Origin of the sequence: Pseudomonas sp. Irchel s3h14 (assembly GCF_900187425.1) — a bacterium.
Classification (GTDB): Bacteria; Pseudomonadota; Gammaproteobacteria; order Pseudomonadales; family Pseudomonadaceae; genus Aquipseudomonas.
Genome location: NZ_FYDJ01000003.1, coordinates 480,159 through 497,867 on the forward strand (window position 1 = coordinate 480,159; position 17,709 = coordinate 497,867).

The window sequence follows — 17,709 nt, forward strand, 5'->3', positions numbered from 1 at the left end:
GGTCCGAGCCGCCGGGGAAAGCGAAGGAAGGCCGAAGCCCCCGATCACCTGCATTAATCACAGTGCAACCTTCGAAAAAACCGCCGCGTTGGGACAGACCGGAAGATGAAACACCGGTACGTTGCTCGCTACACATTTTTTGGAATCGCCCAGCAAAGACTGCTTGGTAATCGGCAACTCCTGCAATTCAGGCGAATCCACAGAAGTTGTATCAAGAAGGGAGCGTAGTCTACCGGAAAGCCCCTTTCAGCTCAAACCTAGATCTTCGTGCGGCGGCTGCCAAAGCAAATTCCAACGATCCTTTGCACTGCCGTCCAAGCCCGGCAGGTTGGCCACGGCCAGTAATTGCTCGCCTCGGTAGAGCAGCGGCAATCTGCCACGGACAAAACCCGGCACGCCGCGTTCATTGAGCAATCGCTTCAGATCGCGATGGCCGCGACCGGGCAAATTCATTACCTCACCTCCCTCACGATAGCGGATATGCAGCAGGCCATCGGGGATTTGACCGGTGAGTGTGAGCACGCCGTTGTCCGGCAACACCAGCGATAGCAAGGGATCAAGCCAGTTTCCGACGGCGGGCGACGTGCGCAACCAACTGCCGGACAACCACCAGATACGCCCACCCGCCCGATGCAGTTCGCCATCCGCCAGCCGCCAGATCGGGCAGGCATCGCCGGTGGCATCACGTAAATTCTCCCAACCCGACCAATGGTCACTGTCCGGCAGTCGCGTCAGCGGTTCGAGCCAATGACTTAAGGCATTACGCTGACGAGCAGCAGACAGTTTTTCCAATGCCGCCAGCTTCAGGGACGGCAATCCCAGCCAATCAAAGTCGTTGGCAGTGCTAGCGTCAGCCAGGTCGATTTGCGCAAGCTCATCGAGCAACCCCTGCGCTTCGCTCAGATGCGCAGCGCTTCGGGCCATGGTCGTTACCGCTTGCGGCCAGCGCTCGGTCAATACCGGGAACACCTGATGGCGCAGGTAATTTCGCGAGAATTGCCGATCCTGGTTCGATGGGTCTTCAATCCAGCCAAGCCGATGCTCGGCCGCATAGGCTTCAAGTTCAGCCCGCGCGACATCGATCAATGGCCGAAGCAACTGCCCTTTACCGAGCGGGCGCTGGCGTGGCATCCCTGACAATCCCCTCACCCCTGCCCCACGCAACAGCCGAAACAACAACGTTTCCGCCTGATCGTCACGGTGCTGGGCGGTCATCAACACTTCATTGGCCTGAGTCGCCTCGATGAACGCGGCATATCGCGCATCCCGGGCTGCACGCTCAAGGCTGGCGCCGGGTTGAACCTGCACGCGAACAACCTGCAACGGCACACCCAGCGCATCACAGACCGACTGACAATGGTCCGGCCACGCATCAGCCACAGCCTGAAGGCCGTGATGAACATGGATGGCGTTTAGCGCCGGCAGGGATTCGGTTTTTGCGAGGTGTACGAGAAGGTGCAGCAGAACGGTGGAGTCGAGACCACCGGAGAAGGCGATACGCCAGGTTGCGGCGTTGCGCCGTGGAGCAAGTTGCTTGAGCAGTTTCGCTTGAAGTGACATGGACACACCAAAACCTGTAGGAGCCGAGCTTGCTCGCGATGAACGATAACGCGGTCGGTCTGTTAAACCGAGGCGTCCCAATCGCGGGCAAGCCTTGCTCCTACAGGGTGATGCAGGAGCGATCGATCAGAGACCGTAGCTCATCAGACGCTCGTAACGGCGAGCCAACAGCGCTTCGTTATCGAACTTCTTCAACATCGCCAGCTGCGAGCTCAGCTCGGCACGGATCGATGCAGCCGCAGCGGCCGGATTACGGTGCGCGCCGCCCAAAGGCTCGCTGATCACTTTATCCACAATACCCAGGCCTTTCAGGCGCTCGGCAGTGATGCCCATGGCTTCGGCAGCGTCCGGCGCCTTCTCGGCGGTCTTCCACAGAATCGAAGCGCAACCTTCCGGCGAAATCACCGCGTAAGTCGAGTACTGCAGCATGTTCAGTTGATCGCAAACGCCGATCGCCAGAGCACCACCGGAACCACCTTCACCGATCACGGTGGCGATGATTGGGGTCTTCAGGCGCGCCATGACGCGCAGGTTCCAGGCAATCGCTTCGCTCTGGTTGCGCTCTTCAGCGTCGATACCAGGGTAAGCGCCCGGCGTGTCGATGAAGGTCAGGATCGGCATTTTGAAACGTTCGGCCATTTCCATCAGGCGGCAGGCCTTACGGTAGCCTTCTGGACGCGGCATGCCAAAGTTGCGACGAACTTTCTCGCGCACTTCACGGCCTTTCTGGTGACCGATGATCATCACCGGCTGGTCGTCCAGACGGGCAATGCCGCCGACGATCGCAGCGTCGTCGGAGAAGTGACGGTCGCCGTGCAATTCGTCGAACTCGGTGAAGATGTGTTCGATGTAGTCCAGGGTATATGGACGTTTCGGGTGACGCGCCAGACGCGCGATCTGCCAGCTGGTCAGCTTGCCGAAGATGTCTTCGGTCAGCGTGCTGCTTTTGTCCTGCAGGCGGGAGATCTCATCGCCGATATTCAGCGAATTGTCATTACCGACCAAGCGCAACTCTTCGATCTTGGCTTGCAGGTCGGCGATCGGCTGTTCGAAATCTAGAAAATTCGGGTTCATAGGCGTCCGTCTTGGGTCGACATCCAAGAGAGCTTGGGCCGGCCGGTTGTCTATTCGCGCCCTACCTTAAGGGAGAGGCGCGTTCAGGTCGAGATTAAAAATTCAGGTCGAGATCAGGCCCTAACTATAGGGCCTGACCGTCAACGGTATTGGAGGAAGACGTTGTCTCGCCCGAACTGGTCACGCAGGGCTTGAATCAAGGCATCCGCCGGGTCAATCCGCCAGGTCTCGCCGAACTGCAGCAAGGCCTTCGCATCGGGACTGGTGTATTCCATGGTGATCGGGCACGCCCCACGGTGACGCTTGAACAACTCACCGAGCCAGCGTAGCTGATCGCCTTTCAAATCCTGGGTCTGCAGCTTCAAGCGCAGGCTTTCGGCCAGGTTGGTGCGCGCATCTTCCATGCTCATCACCCGCTTGACCCGCAGCCGCAAGCCACCGGAGAAGTCGTCGTTGCTGACTTCGCCTTCGACCACCACCATCGCATCGGTCTGCAAAAGCGATTGCGCGGAATGGAATGCTTCGGCGAACAGCGACGCTTCGATCCGTCCAGAGCGGTCGTCGAGGGTGATGAAACCCATCTTGTCGCCCTTTTTGTTCTTCATGACTCGCAGGGCGATGATCATGCCCGCGACGGTCTGGGTATCACGGGCCGGTTTCAGGTCGATGATGCGCTGACGGGCGAAACGGCGGATCTCGCCTTCGTATTCGTCGATCGGGTGACCGGTCAGGTACAGGCCCAGGGTGTCTTTCTCCCCTTTCAGGCGTTCCTTGAGGGTCAGCTCCTTGGCTTTGCGGTGATTGGCGTAGACATCGGCGTCTTCTTCGACGAACAGGCCGCCAAACAGGTCGACATGACCGCTGTCGTGGGTACGCGCGGTTTGTTCGGCCGCCTTGATCGCCCCTTCCATGGCGTTCAGCAAGACCGCCCGGTTGCGGTCGATATTGGCCTGATAGGCTTTCTGCTCGTCATGGAAGTAAGGCCCCAGACGATCCAGCGCACCGCTGCGGATCAAACCGTCCAGGGTGCGCTTGTTGATACGTTTGAGATCGACACGGGCGCAGAAGTCGAACAGATCCTTGAACGGACCTTCCTGACGCGCCTCGGTGATGGCTTCCACCGGACCTTCACCCACACCTTTGATCGCGCCGAGGCCGTAAATAATCCGGCCTTCGTCATTCACCGTGAACTTGAACTCCGAAGTATTCACATCCGGCGCGTCGAGACGCAGCTTCATGGTGCGAATTTCTTCGATCAAGGTCACGACCTTGTCGGTGTTGTGCATATCCGCCGAAAGTACCGCAGCCATGAACGGCGCCGGGTAGTGCGTTTTCAGCCAGGCGGTCTGGTATGACACCAGGCCATAAGCGGCGGAGTGGGATTTGTTGAAGCCGTAACCGGCGAATTTCTCTACCAGGTCGAAAATGTTACCGGCCAGGTCGGCGTCGATATTGTTGGTCTTGCAACCGTCAATGAAGCCGCCGCGCTGCTTGGCCATTTCTTCGGGTTTTTTCTTACCCATGGCTCGACGCAGCATGTCCGCGCCGCCAAGGGTGTAACCGGCCATGACCTGGGCAATCTGCATCACCTGTTCCTGATACAGGATGATGCCGTAAGTCGGTGCCAGAACCGGTTTGAGGCCTTCGTACTGGTAGTCCGAGTGCGGGTACGCGAGTTCGGCGCGACCGTGCTTACGGTTGATAAAGTCGTCCACCATGCCCGATTGCAATGGACCCGGACGGAACAGGGCCACCAGTGCGATCAAGTCTTCCAGGCAGTCGGGCTTGAGCTTTTTGATCAGCTCTTTCATGCCGCGCGACTCAAGCTGGAACACCGCGGTGGTTTCGGCTTTTTGCAGCAACTGGTAAGTCGGCTTGTCATCCAGAGGGATGAACGCGATATCCAGCGGCGGTTCATCGACCTTGGCGCGATCGCGGTTGATGGTTTTCAGCGCCCAGTCGATGACCGTCAGGGTCCGCAGACCGAGGAAGTCGAACTTCACCAGGCCTGCGGCTTCAACGTCATCCTTGTCGAACTGGGTGACCAGACCATCACCGGCCTCATCGCAATAAATCGGAGAGAAGTCAGTCAGCTTGGTCGGCGCGATCACCACACCACCGGCATGCTTACCGACGTTACGCACAACGCCTTCAAGCTTGCGGGCCATTTCCCAGATTTCAGCGGCTTCTTCATCGACCTTGATGAAGTCACGGAGGATCTCTTCCTGTTCGTAGGCCTTTTCCAGGGTCATGCCGACTTCGAACGGAATCATCTTCGACAGACGATCCGCCAAGCCGTAGGACTTGCCCTGCACCCGCGCCACGTCACGGACCACAGCCTTGGCCGCCATGGAACCGAAGGTGATGATCTGGCTTACCGCGTTGCGACCGTATTTCTCGGCCACGTAATCGATCACGCGGTCGCGACCATCCATGCAGAAGTCGACGTCGAAGTCGGGCATGGATACCCGTTCCGGGTTAAGGAAGCGTTCGAACAGCAGGTCATATTCCAGCGGGTCGAGGTCGGTGATCTTTTGCACATAGGCCACCAGCGATCCGGCACCCGATCCACGGCCTGGACCTACCGGCACGCCGTTACTCTTGGCCCACTGGATAAAGTCCATAACGATCAGGAAGTAACCGGGAAACCCCATCTGGATGATGATATCCAGCTCGAAATTCAGCCGGTCGACGTAGACCTGACGCTTGGTTTCGTAGTCTTCGGTGGTGTCCTTGGGCAGCAGAACGCTGAGGCGATCTTCCAGGCCATCGAAGGAAACCTTGCGGAAATACTCGTCGATGGTCATGCCATCGGGGATCGGGAAGTTGGGCAGGAAGTGAGTGCCCAGCTTCACTTCGATGTTGCAGCGCTTGGCAATCTCGACGGTGTTTTCCAGCGCTTCGGGAATGTCGCTGAACAACTCAGCCATTTCCTCGGCGCTTTTGAGGTATTGCTGATCACTGTAATTCTTCGAACGCCGCGGATCGTCGAGGGCACGGCCCTCACCGATGCAAACGCGGGTTTCATGAGCGGCAAAGTCTTCCTGCTTGATGAAGCGCACGTCGTTGGTCGCGACCAGCGGCGCACCGATTTTTTCAGCGAGGGCCACGGCACCGTGCAACTGTTCTTCGTCGTTGGGGCGGCTGGTGCGCTGGATTTCCAGGTAGAAGCGATCCGGGAACACGGCCATCCATTCGCGTGCCAGGTTTTCCGCTTCGGCCGGGTTGCCACTGAGCATCGCCAGGCCGATCTCGCCTTCCTTCGCCGCCGACAGCATGATCAAGCCTTCGCTGGCTTCGGCCACCCACTCACGCTCAATGATGACCGAGCCATTGCGCTGGCCGTCGATGAAGCCGCGGGAGATCAGTTCGGTGAGGTTGCGATAACCCACGGCGTTCATCGCCAGCAGGCTGATCCGGCTCAGAGCGTTATCCGGATCCTTGTTCGACAGCCACAGGTCGGCGCCACAGATCGGTTTGATCCCGGCGCCCATGGCGGCTTTATAGAATTTGACCAGGGAACACATGTTGTTCTGGTCGGTAACCGCTACGGCAGGCATGTTCATGCCGACCAGGGTCTTGACCAGCGGTTTGATCCGCACCAGACCGTCGACCAGGGAATACTCAGTGTGCAGGCGTAGATGAACGAATGAAGCCGGCATAGTGATCCTGTCTAGAAACTAGAAACGTGAAGACAACAAGGCCCGGATTGTACCGGGCCTTGGCAAAAACATCAGCCTTGCGACTAACTCTCGATCAGGTTTTCCCGCGCCTCGTACGCCAGGCGTACCGGGGCGAACGAGCGACGGTGAATCGGCGTTGGCCCCAAGCGGGCCAGCGCCTCCAGGTGAACGGGCGTCGGGTAGCCTTTGTGACCACCGATGCCGTAACCCGGGTAAATCAATTCGAATGCAGCCATCTCACGGTCGCGGCTGACCTTGGCCAGAATCGACGCTGCAGCGATGGCCGGTACCTTACCGTCGCCCTGCACCACTGCTTCGGCACGCATCGACAGCTTCGGGCAACGATTGCCATCGATCATCGCCAGTTTTGGCGTGATGTGCAGGCCTTCGACGGCGCGCTGCATGGCCAGCATGGTGGCGTGCAAGATGTTCAGCTCGTCAATTTCTTCGACTTCGGCGCGAGCGATGCACCAGCTCAGGGCCTTTTCGCAGATCTCGTCGTAGAGCTTTTCGCGGCGTGCTTCGGTGAGCTTCTTCGAGTCGTTCAGGCCCAGAATCGGACGGCTCGGATCGAGGATCACCGCTGCTGTCACCACGGCGCCACAGAGTGGGCCGCGACCGACTTCGTCAACACCGGCGACCAGATCTTCAACTTCGGCGACCAAGGTGAAATCCAACCCCATTTGCATGCTTGTTTTACTCATTGTACTTGGCCGATCAGGTTCAGCACTGCATCTGCTGCCTGGTTGGAGGCATCCAGACGAAGGGTCCGGTGGATTTCATCGAAGCCGCGGGTCTGTTCTTCACCGCCTTCGATCAGTGGCGACAGCGTCTGGGCCAAGGCTTCAACGGTCGCATCGTCCTGCAACAACTCGGGCACCAACAGGCGCTGGGCCAGCAGGTTCGGCAAGGAGATGTAGGGACTTTTCACCATGCGCTTGAGAATCCAGAACGTCAGCGGTGCCAAGCGGTACGCGACCACCATCGGCCGTTTGTACAACAACGCTTCAAGCGTCGCGGTTCCGGACGCGATCAGCACAGCGTCACAGGCTGCCAGGGCCAGATGGGATTTACCGTTGAGCAATGTCAGCGGTAGATCTCGGCCCGCCAACAGCTCTTCAAGCTGCTGGCGGCGCTCGGGGCCGGCGCAAGGCATGACGAACCGCACACCAGGGCGCAGGGCTCGCAGACGCTGGGCCGTATCGAGGAACAACGCACCTAGCCGGCCAACTTCGCCACCACGACTGCCGGGCATCAGAGCAACCAGCGGCCCGTCGGGCAAGCCGAGTTCAGCCCGCGCGGCGGCACGATCGGCCTCCAGCGGGATGGCGTCAGCCAGGGAATGCCCGACAAACCGCACCGGCACGCCCTTCTCTTCATAGAATTTCGCTTCGAACGGGAACAGCGTCAGCATCAGATCGCAGCCTTCGCGAATCTTCAGCACCCGTTTCTGCCGCCACGCCCAAACCGACGGACTAACGTAATGCACGGTCTTGATCCCGGCCTGACGCAGCTTGAGTTCGATATTGAGGTTGAAGTCCGGGGCATCGATACCGATGAACACGTCCGGCTTCTCGGCGACAAGGTCGGCAACCAGCTTCTTGCGGCGTGCCAGCAACTCGCGCAAGCGACCCAGCACTTCCACCAGGCCCATGACCGAAAGACGTTCCATCGGGAAATACGAAGTCAGGCCTTCAGCCTGCATCAGCGGGCCACCGACACCGATGAACTCCACCGCCGGGTGCTGAGCCTTGAGTGCGCGCATGAGACCCGCGCCAAGAATGTCGCCGGAAGCTTCACCCGCTACCAGCGCAATACGCAGATTAGCCATGATTAACGAGTGATGCCGCGGGTCGAAGACTGGATGGAATCACGAAACACCGCAACTTCCGGGAACTGATCCGAAGGCTCGGCCAGTTCGGCGAGCGCCTGTTCGACCGTCAGGCCCTGGCGATAAACCACCTTGTAGGCACGACGCAGCGCGTGGATCGCATCTTCGCTGAAACCGCGACGACGCATGCCTTCGAAGTTCATGCTGCGGGCTTCGGCCGGGTTGCCGAACACCGTGACGTACGCCGGGACGTCCTTGCCGATGGCGGTGCCCATACCGGAAAAGCTGTGGGCGCCGATATGGCAATACTGGTGAACCAGGGTAAAACCGGACAGGATCGCCCAGTCTTCAACGTGCACATGGCCTGCCAACGCGGTGTTGTTGACCAGGATGCAGTGGTTGCCGATGACGCTGTCGTGGCCGATGTGGGCATAGGCCATGATCAGATTGTGGTCGCCCAGGGTCGTTTCAGAACGATCCTGAACGGTCCCACGGTGAATCGTCACGCCTTCACGGATGACGTTGTGGTCACCGATGACCAGACGGGTTTCTTCACCCTTGTATTTCAGATCGGGCGTGTCCTCGCCTACCGAAGAAAACTGGTAGATGCGGTTGTGCTTTCCGATTCGGGTCGGGCCCTTGAGAATCACATGCGGCCCGATCACTGTCCCCTCGCCGATTTCCACACCTGCACCGATGATCGACCAAGGGCCGACCTCGACGCCGTCGGCCAGGATAGCCGCCGGATCGATGATTGCGCGAGGGTCAATCAAACTCATAGTTTGCGTTCCGCGCAGATGATTTCAGCAGAGCAGACTGGCTTGCCATCGACCGAAGCCTGGCACTCGAACTTCCAGATCTGACGCTTGCAGCTGATGAAGCGGGCTTCGAGGATCAACTGATCGCCTGGGGTGACGGGCTGGCGAAAACGCAGCTTGTCGGAGCCGACGAAGTAGTAGAGCGTGCCGTCGGCAGGCTTCACGTCGAGCATTTTGAAGCCAAGGATGCCGGCAGCCTGAGCCATCGCTTCGATGATCAGTACGCCCGGCATGATTGGATGCGCAGGGAAGTGACCATTGAAGAAGGGTTCGTTGATGCTGACATTCTTGTAGGCGCGAATGCGCTTGCCTTCCACATCCAGATCCACGACCCGGTCCACCAGCAGGAACGGGTAACGGTGAGGCAGGTATTCGCGAATCTCGTTGATGTCCATCATTTCGGGGGGAAGCCTATGTAAAGATTGGGAGGCGCGACTGACGCGCACCCCTCTAGCAAATCAAGGAGGCAGTCTAGCGGCTGTGCACACTTGATATGGAAATGGTATCAGCCATCTGATGAAGCATTACCGTCAGGGGTCACTTCCCCTACACGCTTTTCCAGCTGTCGCAGACGCCGCGCGATGTCATCGAGCTGACGGATACGGGCCGCGCTTTTGCGCCATTCGGCTGCCGGTTGCATGGCTGTACCGGAAGAATAGGAACCCTTTTCGGTAATCGAATGGGTCACCATGGTCATCCCGGTGATGAAAACGTTGTCGCAAATTTCGATATGCCCCACCAGCCCTACGCCACCGGCGAGCATGCAATGCTTGCCGATTTTGGTGCTGCCGGAGATTCCCACGCACGCCGCCATGGCGGTGTGATCACCAACCTGCACGTTGTGGGCGATCTGAATCTGGTTGTCGAGCTTCACACCGTTACCCAGAACGGTATCGGCCAGTGCACCGCGATCAATAGCGGTATTCACGCCAATCTCCACGTCGTCACCGACCAGCACACCACCGATCTGGGCGATCTTCTGCCAGACACCTTTCTCGTTGGCAAAACCGAAACCTTCGCCACCGAGTACGGCACCCGATTGAATCACCACCCGCTTACCGATGCGAACATCGTGGTACAGCGTGACTCGCGGGGCCAGCCAGCCGCCCTCGCCAATCTCGCAGCGGGCACCGATGAAGCAGTGCGCACCAACGGTCACACCCGCAGCAATACGCGCGCAGCTTTCGATCACCGCAAAGGCACCAATGCTCGCCGCCGGATCGACCACTGCATCCGCTGCCACAACGGCTGTCGGATGAACACCGACAGCGGCCTTTGGCTTGGGATCGAACAGATGGGAAATCCGCGCGTAGGCCAGATACGGATCAGGCACCACCAGCGCATTACCTGCAAAACCTTCAGCGTCAGCGGCCTTCAGCAACAACGCTGCGGCCCGGCTGTCCGCCAGGTATTTACGGTATTGGGGGTTTGCGAGAAAGCTCAACTGAGCTGGGCCAGCCTCTTGCAAAGTGGCTAGCCCAGTAATTTCTTTCTCCGGGTCGCCACGCAGTGTGGCGCCGAGGAACTCGGCCAATTGGCCGAGCTTTATAGTCGCTGTCATGGTTACTTCAGCTGATTCATGCGCTCGATAACCTGGCGAGTGATGTCGTACTGAGGTTTGACATCAATCACTGCGCCACGCTCGAAGACCAGGTCAAAAGCACCTTTCTTGATGACTTCTTCCACAGCGCTGTCCAGTTTCGGCTTGAGCTGCTTCAGCATTTCACGGTCGGCAACGGCTTTGGCTTCGTTCAGTTCCTTGGACTGGAACTGGAAATCACGGGCCTTCTGCTTGAACTCGAGTTCCAGGCGTTCACGCTCGCCTTGCTGCATCTTGTCGCCGCCAGCCATCAGACGATCCTGGATACCTTTGGCACTGCTTTCCAGAGTCTTGAGCTTGGACAGCTGTGGACCGAACTTCTTCTCGGCATCAACGGCGTACTTCTTGGCCGCGTCGGATTCCAGCAGAGCCATCTGATAGTTCAGAACGGCGATTTTCATGTCGGCAAAAGCCGGACCTGCTACCAGTACGGTCGCCAGGAGAACCAATTGAGTCAACTTACGCACGATGCACTCCTACAAAATCCATTGTCGTTATCTTGGGTCAGACGCTTAGAACGTCTGGCCGAGGGAGAATTGGAACACTTGAGTCTCAGCGTCATCCGGTTTCTTGATCGGCATGGCCAACGCGAAGCTCAGAGGACCCAGTGCGGTAACCCAGGTCACGCCTACACCGACGGAGCTGGCCACGTTGCTGAGGCTGATTTCGTTACACTCTGTTTGAGCGGTTGAACCGACATTTGCGTTCGTGGTTTTTTCGCAATTGGAGTCGAATACGTTACCCACATCCCAGAATACCGAAGTACGCAGGGAACGCTGATCCTTGACGAATGGCAGCGGGAACAGAACCTCGACACCACCCTGAATCAAAACGTTACCACCGAACGGCAGCGGATCCTGGTCCGGGTCGGCGAGCGTACCGGCGTTACCCGTCACAGCCGCACCGCGACTTGGGGTACTGCGAGGACCGAGGGTGCTGTCCTTGAAGCCACGAACCGAGTTGAAACCACCAGCATAGTAGTTTTCATAGAACGGCAAGCCATCGGTAGAACCATAACCATCGCCATAACCCAGTTCGGTGTGCAGGCGCATGGTGTAGTTTTCAGACAATGGCTGGAACAACTGGCCACGGTAATCAAGCTTGAAGAACGACAGGTCGCTGCCAGGCGTAGTGGTTTCCAGTGTCAGGCTTTGGGAATGACCACGGGTCGCCAATACACCTTTGTTCAGTGTGGATTCGGACCAGCCGGCCGAAGCCTTGAAGTTCAGGTAGTTATCGCCTTCCTTGTTAACGAAGTCGAAGATCTCGTCAACGGTGTATTGGCCGGTCTTGATCTTGTCTTGTTGCGCAGTCAGGCCGAAGGTCAGACGCGAAGTCTCGCTGATCGGATAACCGACGCTCACGCCTGCACCCAGGCTGTCTACGGCATAGCTGGCTACATCGACGTCGAGGTCGTCGTAGTCAGTGGTGCGATAGAACGCGTTGTAACCCAGGCTCACGCCATCAGCAGTCCAGTACGGGTCGACATAACCGAAGTTATAACGGCTCTGGTATTCACTGCGAGTCAAGCCGACGCTGACCTTGTTACCCGTACCCAGGAAGTTGTTCTGGGTGATCGAACCACCGAGGATCAGACCGGCGCTCTGGGCAAAACCAACGCTGGCGGTAATCGAACCGGAAGCCTGTTCTTCAACGCTGTAGTTCACGTCTACCTGGTCGTCGACGCCCGGCACGGCCGGTGTTTCGACGTTGACTTCCTTGAAGAAGCCCAGACGTTCAAGACGAGTCTTGGATTGGTCAATCAGGTAAGTCGAAGCCCAGCCGCCTTCCATCTGACGCATTTCACGGCGCAGCACTTCGTCTTCGGACTTGGTGTTACCACGGAAGTTGATGCGGTTCACGTAAGCACGCTTGCCCGGATCGACGGCGAACGTGATGTCGACGGTATTATCTTCATCGTGAGGCTGAGGCACGCCATTGACGTTGGCGAAGGTGTAACCCTCGTTACCCAGACGGCGGGTGATCAGTTCGGACGTGGTGGTCATCAACTTGCGCGAGAACACCTGGCCTTTCTGGACCAGCAGCAGAGACTTGACCTGGTCTTCAGGGACTTTCAGGTCGCCGCTCAGCTTGACGTCACGGACGGTGTACTTCTCGCCTTCATTGACGTTGACGGTGATATAGACGTGTTTCTTGTCCGGAGTGATGGAGACCTGGGTCGAAGCGATATCCATGTTGATATAGCCACGGTCCAGGTAGTAGGAGCGCAGACGCTCCAGGTCACCGGAAAGTTTTTCACGAGCATACTTGTCATCGTTCTTGAAGAACGACAGCCAGTTGGTGGTCTTGAGTTCAAACAGGTCGATCAGGTCTTCATCGGGGAAGACGGTGTTACCCACCACGTTGATGTGCTGGATAGCAGCAACGGTGCCTTCGTTGATATTGACCTTCAACGCAACGCGGTTACGCGGCTGCGGCACCACTTCAGTGTCGACGGTAGCCGAGTAGCGACCCTGAGCGACGTATTGGCGCTGCAGCTCGTTACGCACACCTTCGAGGGTGGCGCGCTGGAAGATCTCGCCTTCGGCCAGACCGGATTGCTTGAGGCCTTTCATCAGGTCTTCAGTGGAGATCGCCTTGTTACCCTCGATCTCGATACTGGCGACCGACGGGCGCTCGACTACCGTGATGACCAGGACGTTGCCATCGCGGCCCAGCTGGATATCTTGAAAGAAACCGGTTTTGAACAACGCACGAGTGGATTCCACCAGGCGACGATCATCCGCCTGTTCACCGACGTTCAACGGCAAAGCACCAAAGACGCTACCCGCGGAGACCCGCTGGAGGCCATTGACGCGAATATCAGAGATAGTGAAGGACTCGGCGTGAACTTCGGCGATCATCAATACGGTGAGAACCGCAGTTAGCAGCAGACGTTTCATGAAGTCCTTTCTTATTCCAACTGGCAATAAACAAACTGCCGCAAAATGCGGCAGATTCGCAATTCAGCGAAGCGTTACAGTCGACCCAGATCATTGACAAGAGCAAGCAACATCACCCCGATCACCAAACTGATACCGATCTGTATCCCCCAACCCTGCACCCGATCCGACAAGGGGCGACCACGCGCCCACTCGATCAGATAAAACAACAAATGCCCCCCATCCAGTACAGGAATGGGCAACAAATTCAGAACTCCCAAGCTAATACTCAGATATGCAAGGAAATTCAGGAAATCAGCGACACCCGACTGGGCAGAAGCGCCCGCCACTTTAGCAATGGTTATCGGTCCACTCAAGTTTTTTACCGAGAGCTCACCGAACAACATTTTCTTGAGCGAATCGAGGGTCAGTACGCTCATGGTCCAGGTGCGTCGAGCACCCTCCCCAATCGCTGCCACAGGACCATAACTCACTTCGCGAATCATCTCTGGCGGCCAATCAACTGCCTTCACGCCAGCTCCCAGATAACCACTGGGTGCCTTCTTCTCGCCGCGAGCGGCCAGCGTCACAGGGACGTCGATTTGAGCACCATCACGCTCGACGCGCAGCATGATTTTGGTATCAGGGTGCATACGGACCGTGTCCACCACCTGCTGCCAGTCATCAAGCGACTTACCGTCCAGAGCCAACAGTCGGTCACCGGTCTTCAGGCCAGCAGCCTGTGCCGGGCCTTTCGGGTCAAGTTCAGCCAGGACCGGTGGCAGCGCCGGACGCCAAGGGCGTAAACCCAGCGAACGAATCGGATCTGGCTCATCGGCACCCTTGAGCCATTTATCCAGCATCAGTTCACGGGGCGAATCCACTGTGGAACCCTGATCACGGACCAGCAACTGCAGGGAACCGCTCTCCCCAAGACGACGGACCAACTGCAGGTTCACCTCGGCCCAGCCGGAAGTTGGCTCGCCATCGATGGCAATGATTTCCTGGCCTGCGCTCAAACCAGCCTTGGCGGCGATGCTGCCGGATTCGACTGCGCCAATGACCGGGCGCACTTGCTCGCTGCCGAGCATGGCGAGCGCCCAGAAAAAAATCATCGCCAGTAAAAAGTTGGCAATCGGACCCGCCGATACGATAGCGATACGCTGGCGGACAGATTTGCGATTGAAGGATTGATCAAGCTGATCGGCCGACACTTCGCCTTCGCGCTCGTCGAGCATTTTCACGTAACCGCCCAGCGGGATCGCGGCAACGACGAACTCAGTGCCTTTCTTGTCGTGCCAGCGCAGCAACGGCATACCGAAGCCCACGGAGAAACGCAGCACTTTGACCCCACAGCGACGTGCGACCCAAAAATGGCCGAATTCGTGGAAGGTGACCAGCACACCCAAAGCCACCAGGGTGCCGACAATCATATAGAGCGCGCTCATCTACTTTCTCCGCAATCCTGTCCAGTGCCGCATGGGTCAACGTATTGCAGCACTTACCGCCCGTGACGACTCAACCATTGTTCGGCCAGTACTCGCGCTTTCGCGTCGGCCGTGAACACTGCCTCGAGATCGTCAACCGCAACCACGGGCTCGAGATTCAACACTTCTTCGATGATACTCGCGATTTCCGGATAGCGAACCCGCCCGTCGAGAAAGGCCGCGACCGCCACTTCATTCGCCGCATTCAGCATGGCCGGCGCGCTATTGCCGGATTCAGCCGCCTGACGCGCAAGGCGCAGACAAGGGAATCGCTCTTCATCAGGCGCCTGGAAGTCCAGCCGCGCAATTGCAAACAGGTCCAGCGGCGCAACACCCGAGTCGATTCGCTCCGGCCAGGCCAGCGCGTTAGCGATCGGCGTGCGCATGTCAGGGTTACCTAACTGGGCCAATACCGAACCGTCGATATAATCGACCAGCGAATGAATCACGCTTTGAGGATGAATCACCACTTCGACCTGGGACGGCTTGGCATCAAACAGCCAGCAGGCTTCGATCAGCTCCAGCCCCTTGTTCATCATGCTGGCCGAATCCACCGAAATCTTGCGCCCCATGGACCAGTTCGGGTGGGCACACGCTTGCTCAGGGGAAACATGCACCAGTTCAGCCATAGGTGTCTGTCGGAACGGACCGCCAGAGGCCGTGAGTAAAATCCGACGCACCCCGACGGCACCCAGCCCACGAGCGAAATCCTGTGGCATGCACTGGAAAATCGCGTTGTGCTCGCTGTCGATCGGCAGCAACACCGAACCACTCTTGCGCACCGCCTGCATGAACAGCGCACCGGACATCACCAGTGCTTCTTTGTTGGCCAGGAGGATTTTCTTGCCGGCTTCGACCGCCGCCAGAGTCGGTCGCAAGCCCGCAGCGCCAACGATGGCCGCCATGACCGCATCGACCTCAGGATCGGAAGCAACCTGACACAGGCCCTCCTCACCCACCAGCACACGAGTCGACAGACCTGCGGCGTGCAAGTCGTCCTGCAAGCCTCGGGCGGCACCCGCCTCAGGTACCACGGCGAACCGCGGCGTATGACGAACACACAGCGCCAACAGCTCACTCAGACGAGTAAAACCGCTCAAGGCGAAAGCCTGATAACGCTCGGGATGGCGAGCGATGACGTCAAGCGTGCTCAGACCAATCGAACCGGTCGCCCCCAGAACGGTAATCTGCTGCGGGCGGCTCACGGTGCCGCCATCCACAGCAGCACGGCAAACACTGGAATCGCTGCAGTCAGGCTGTCGATTCGGTCCAGCACGCCGCCGTGACCCGGCAGCAGATTGCTGCTGTCCTTGATCCCGGACTGACGCTTGAACATGCTTTCGGTGAGATCACCTACCACCGAGATAAACACGATGATGGCTGCACCCATCAGACCTTTGAACAGCTGCGCCACCGTCCAGTCTCGAACCAGACCGACAATGACAGTAATGACCAGACTCACCGCGAGGCCGCCGTAGACGCCCTCCCAGCTTTTGCCGGGACTGACCTGTGGCGCCAGCTTGCGCTTGCCAAAGGCCCGGCCAGAGAAGTAAGCACCGATATCAGCACCCCAGACCAGCACCATCACCGCCATGATCAGCCAGTTGCCCAAAGGCTCCTGCTTGATCTGAACCAGACCTTGCCAGGCGGGCAGCAGGATCAGCAGACCGATCACCAGCTTGCAGGCAGCGCTGGACCAAAGTTCGCTGGAGCGCGGATACGTCAGCACCAGATAGGTTGCAACACCCCACCAAAGTACCGACGCGCCCAATACCCAAGGCGCGAGCCCAGGCAGGATATGCATGACAAACAGCATCAACGCGACGACAGCCGCATAGGCAACGCGGATCGGCTGCTCAGTGAAGCCCGCCAGACGAGCCCACTCCCATGCACCGAGGGTCACGACCAGCCCGATGAACAGCGCAAAACCGGTGCCTTCGAGCAGGAAAAACCCGCACAGGGCAATCGGCAGCAGGATCAGCGCGGTGATGATTCGTTGTTTAAGCATTAAAACCGGGCTCCAGCCTCGACCTGCTCGCTCGTTTTACCGAAGCGGCGCTGCCGAGAAGCAAAATCGGCCAGCGCGGTACGCATGGCATCGTGTTTGAAGTCCGGCCAGAACAGGTCGGAGAAGTACAACTCGGCGTAAGCCAGTTGCCACAGCAGGAAGTTACTGATGCGGTGCTCGCCACCGGTACGGATGCACAAGTCCGGCAACGGCAGATCGCCGGTAGCCAGACAGGTTTGCAGCAGTTCCGGGGTAATGTCCTCCGGACGCAGGTGCCCGGCCTGAACTTCCCGAGCCAGACGCTGTGCGGCCTGCGCGATATCCCACTGTCCGCCATAGTTGGCAGCGATCTGCAGAACGAAGCGATTGGTGCCCGCCGTCATTGCCTCAGCTTCACGCATGGCAGCCTGAAGCTCTGGATGAAAGCGTGAACGGTCGCCAATGATGCGCAAACTGATGTTGTTTTCGTTCAGGCGCTTGGCCTCGCGACGCAATGCCTTGAAGAACAGATCCATCAAGGCGCTGACCTCGTCGGCCGGGCGCTGCCAGTTCTCGCTGGAGAAGGCGAACAGGGTCAATACTTCGACCCCGGCCTCAGCACACACCTCGATCACCGCACGAACCGCATCCACGCCCGCTTTATGACCGGCGACACCCGGCATAAAGCGCTTTTTCGCCCAGCGATTATTACCATCCATGATGATCGCGACATGGCGCGGCACCGCGGACGGCGCAGTCTGCTTGGTCTTTTCCATGAAAACGCGAC

14 protein-coding genes are annotated in these 17,709 nt (G+C 58.4%); all 14 read right to left on the reverse strand.

Features of this window, described 5'->3' with window-relative positions:
- Positions 1 to 246: 246 nt before the first annotated feature.
- Positions 247 to 1,560 (reverse strand): tRNA lysidine(34) synthetase TilS, encoded by a 1,314-nt coding sequence (gene tilS / locus CKW16_RS08985; RefSeq protein WP_095128090.1) that lies wholly within the window; start codon positions 1,558 to 1,560, stop codon positions 247 to 249.
- 126 nt (positions 1,561 to 1,686) lie between these two features.
- On the reverse strand, positions 1,687 to 2,634 hold the full coding sequence (locus CKW16_RS08990; RefSeq protein ID WP_008154040.1) for an acetyl-CoA carboxylase carboxyltransferase subunit alpha: 948 nt from the start codon (positions 2,632 to 2,634) through the stop codon (positions 1,687 to 1,689).
- A 140-nt stretch (positions 2,635 to 2,774) separates the two neighbouring features.
- Positions 2,775 to 6,296, reverse strand: a complete 3,522-nt coding sequence (dnaE, locus tag CKW16_RS08995; protein WP_095128091.1) for a DNA polymerase III subunit alpha — start codon at positions 6,294 to 6,296, stop codon at positions 2,775 to 2,777.
- A gap of 83 nt (positions 6,297 to 6,379) precedes the next feature.
- The gene (gene rnhB, locus CKW16_RS09000; protein ID WP_033056287.1) at positions 6,380 to 7,006 is read right to left on the reverse strand and encodes a ribonuclease HII; all 627 of its coding nucleotides are present in this window, start codon (positions 7,004 to 7,006) and stop codon (positions 6,380 to 6,382) included.
- A gap of 11 nt (positions 7,007 to 7,017) precedes the next feature.
- The gene (gene lpxB / locus CKW16_RS09005; RefSeq protein WP_095128092.1) at positions 7,018 to 8,148 is read right to left on the reverse strand and encodes a lipid-A-disaccharide synthase; all 1,131 of its coding nucleotides are present in this window, start codon (positions 8,146 to 8,148) and stop codon (positions 7,018 to 7,020) included.
- A gap of 2 nt (positions 8,149 to 8,150) precedes the next feature.
- The gene (gene lpxA, locus CKW16_RS09010) at positions 8,151 to 8,927 is read right to left on the reverse strand and encodes an acyl-ACP--UDP-N-acetylglucosamine O-acyltransferase (protein WP_095128093.1); all 777 of its coding nucleotides are present in this window, start codon (positions 8,925 to 8,927) and stop codon (positions 8,151 to 8,153) included.
- Positions 8,924 to 9,364 carry a 3-hydroxyacyl-ACP dehydratase FabZ gene (gene fabZ / locus CKW16_RS09015; protein ID WP_008154051.1) on the reverse strand — a complete coding sequence of 147 codons (441 nt, stop codon included), beginning with the start codon at positions 9,362 to 9,364 and terminating at the stop codon, positions 8,924 to 8,926. The genes lpxA and fabZ overlap by 4 nt, the downstream gene beginning before the upstream one ends.
- A gap of 107 nt (positions 9,365 to 9,471) precedes the next feature.
- Positions 9,472 to 10,527, reverse strand: coding sequence for a UDP-3-O-(3-hydroxymyristoyl)glucosamine N-acyltransferase (gene lpxD / locus CKW16_RS09020; RefSeq protein ID WP_095128094.1), 1,056 nt, complete (start codon positions 10,525 to 10,527; stop codon positions 9,472 to 9,474).
- Positions 10,528 to 10,529: 2 nt separating this feature from the next.
- Entirely contained in the window at positions 10,530 to 11,033 is a 504-nt protein-coding gene (locus CKW16_RS09025; RefSeq protein WP_010462812.1) for an OmpH family outer membrane protein, read from the reverse strand.
- 45 nt (positions 11,034 to 11,078) lie between these two features.
- The gene (gene bamA, locus CKW16_RS09030; protein WP_095128095.1) at positions 11,079 to 13,469 is read right to left on the reverse strand and encodes an outer membrane protein assembly factor BamA; all 2,391 of its coding nucleotides are present in this window, start codon (positions 13,467 to 13,469) and stop codon (positions 11,079 to 11,081) included.
- Between the two features lie 74 nt (positions 13,470 to 13,543).
- Complete coding sequence (gene rseP, locus CKW16_RS09035) at positions 13,544 to 14,896, reverse strand: sigma E protease regulator RseP (RefSeq protein WP_095128096.1); 1,353 nt, start codon at positions 14,894 to 14,896, stop codon at positions 13,544 to 13,546.
- Between the two features lie 53 nt (positions 14,897 to 14,949).
- On the reverse strand, positions 14,950 to 16,140 hold the full coding sequence (gene ispC, locus CKW16_RS09040; RefSeq protein WP_095128097.1) for a 1-deoxy-D-xylulose-5-phosphate reductoisomerase: 1,191 nt from the start codon (positions 16,138 to 16,140) through the stop codon (positions 14,950 to 14,952).
- A complete protein-coding gene (locus CKW16_RS09045) occupies positions 16,137 to 16,943 on the reverse strand; it encodes a phosphatidate cytidylyltransferase (RefSeq protein ID WP_095128098.1) in 807 nt (268 codons plus the stop codon). The genes ispC and CKW16_RS09045 overlap by 4 nt, the downstream gene beginning before the upstream one ends.
- On the reverse strand, positions 16,943 to 17,698 hold the full coding sequence (uppS, locus tag CKW16_RS09050; RefSeq protein ID WP_095128099.1) for a polyprenyl diphosphate synthase: 756 nt from the start codon (positions 17,696 to 17,698) through the stop codon (positions 16,943 to 16,945). The genes CKW16_RS09045 and uppS overlap by 1 nt, the downstream gene beginning before the upstream one ends.
- Positions 17,699 to 17,709: the final 11 nt, after the last annotated feature.

Coding starts and splice junctions, on each gene's coding strand:
- tilS (WP_095128090.1), bottom strand. CDS start 1,560: ATGTCACTTCAAGCGAAACTGCTCAAGCAACTTGCTCCACGGCGCAAC.
- CKW16_RS08990 (WP_008154040.1), bottom strand. CDS start 2,634: ATGAACCCGAATTTTCTAGATTTCGAACAGCCGATCGCCGACCTGCAA.
- dnaE (WP_095128091.1), bottom strand. CDS start 6,296: ATGCCGGCTTCATTCGTTCATCTACGCCTGCACACTGAGTATTCCCTG.
- rnhB (WP_033056287.1), bottom strand. CDS start 7,006: ATGCAAATGGGGTTGGATTTCACCTTGGTCGCCGAAGTTGAAGATCTG.
- lpxB (WP_095128092.1), bottom strand. CDS start 8,148: ATGGCTAATCTGCGTATTGCGCTGGTAGCGGGTGAAGCTTCCGGCGAC.
- lpxA (WP_095128093.1), bottom strand. CDS start 8,927: ATGAGTTTGATTGACCCTCGCGCAATCATCGATCCGGCGGCTATCCTG.
- fabZ (WP_008154051.1), bottom strand. CDS start 9,364: ATGATGGACATCAACGAGATTCGCGAATACCTGCCTCACCGTTACCCG.
- lpxD (WP_095128094.1), bottom strand. CDS start 10,527: ATGACAGCGACTATAAAGCTCGGCCAATTGGCCGAGTTCCTCGGCGCC.
- bamA (WP_095128095.1), bottom strand. CDS start 13,469: ATGAAACGTCTGCTGCTAACTGCGGTTCTCACCGTATTGATGATCGCC.
- rseP (WP_095128096.1), bottom strand. CDS start 14,896: ATGAGCGCGCTCTATATGATTGTCGGCACCCTGGTGGCTTTGGGTGTG.
- CKW16_RS09045 (WP_095128098.1), bottom strand. CDS start 16,943: ATGCTTAAACAACGAATCATCACCGCGCTGATCCTGCTGCCGATTGCC.
- uppS (WP_095128099.1), bottom strand. CDS start 17,698: ATGGAAAAGACCAAGCAGACTGCGCCGTCCGCGGTGCCGCGCCATGTC.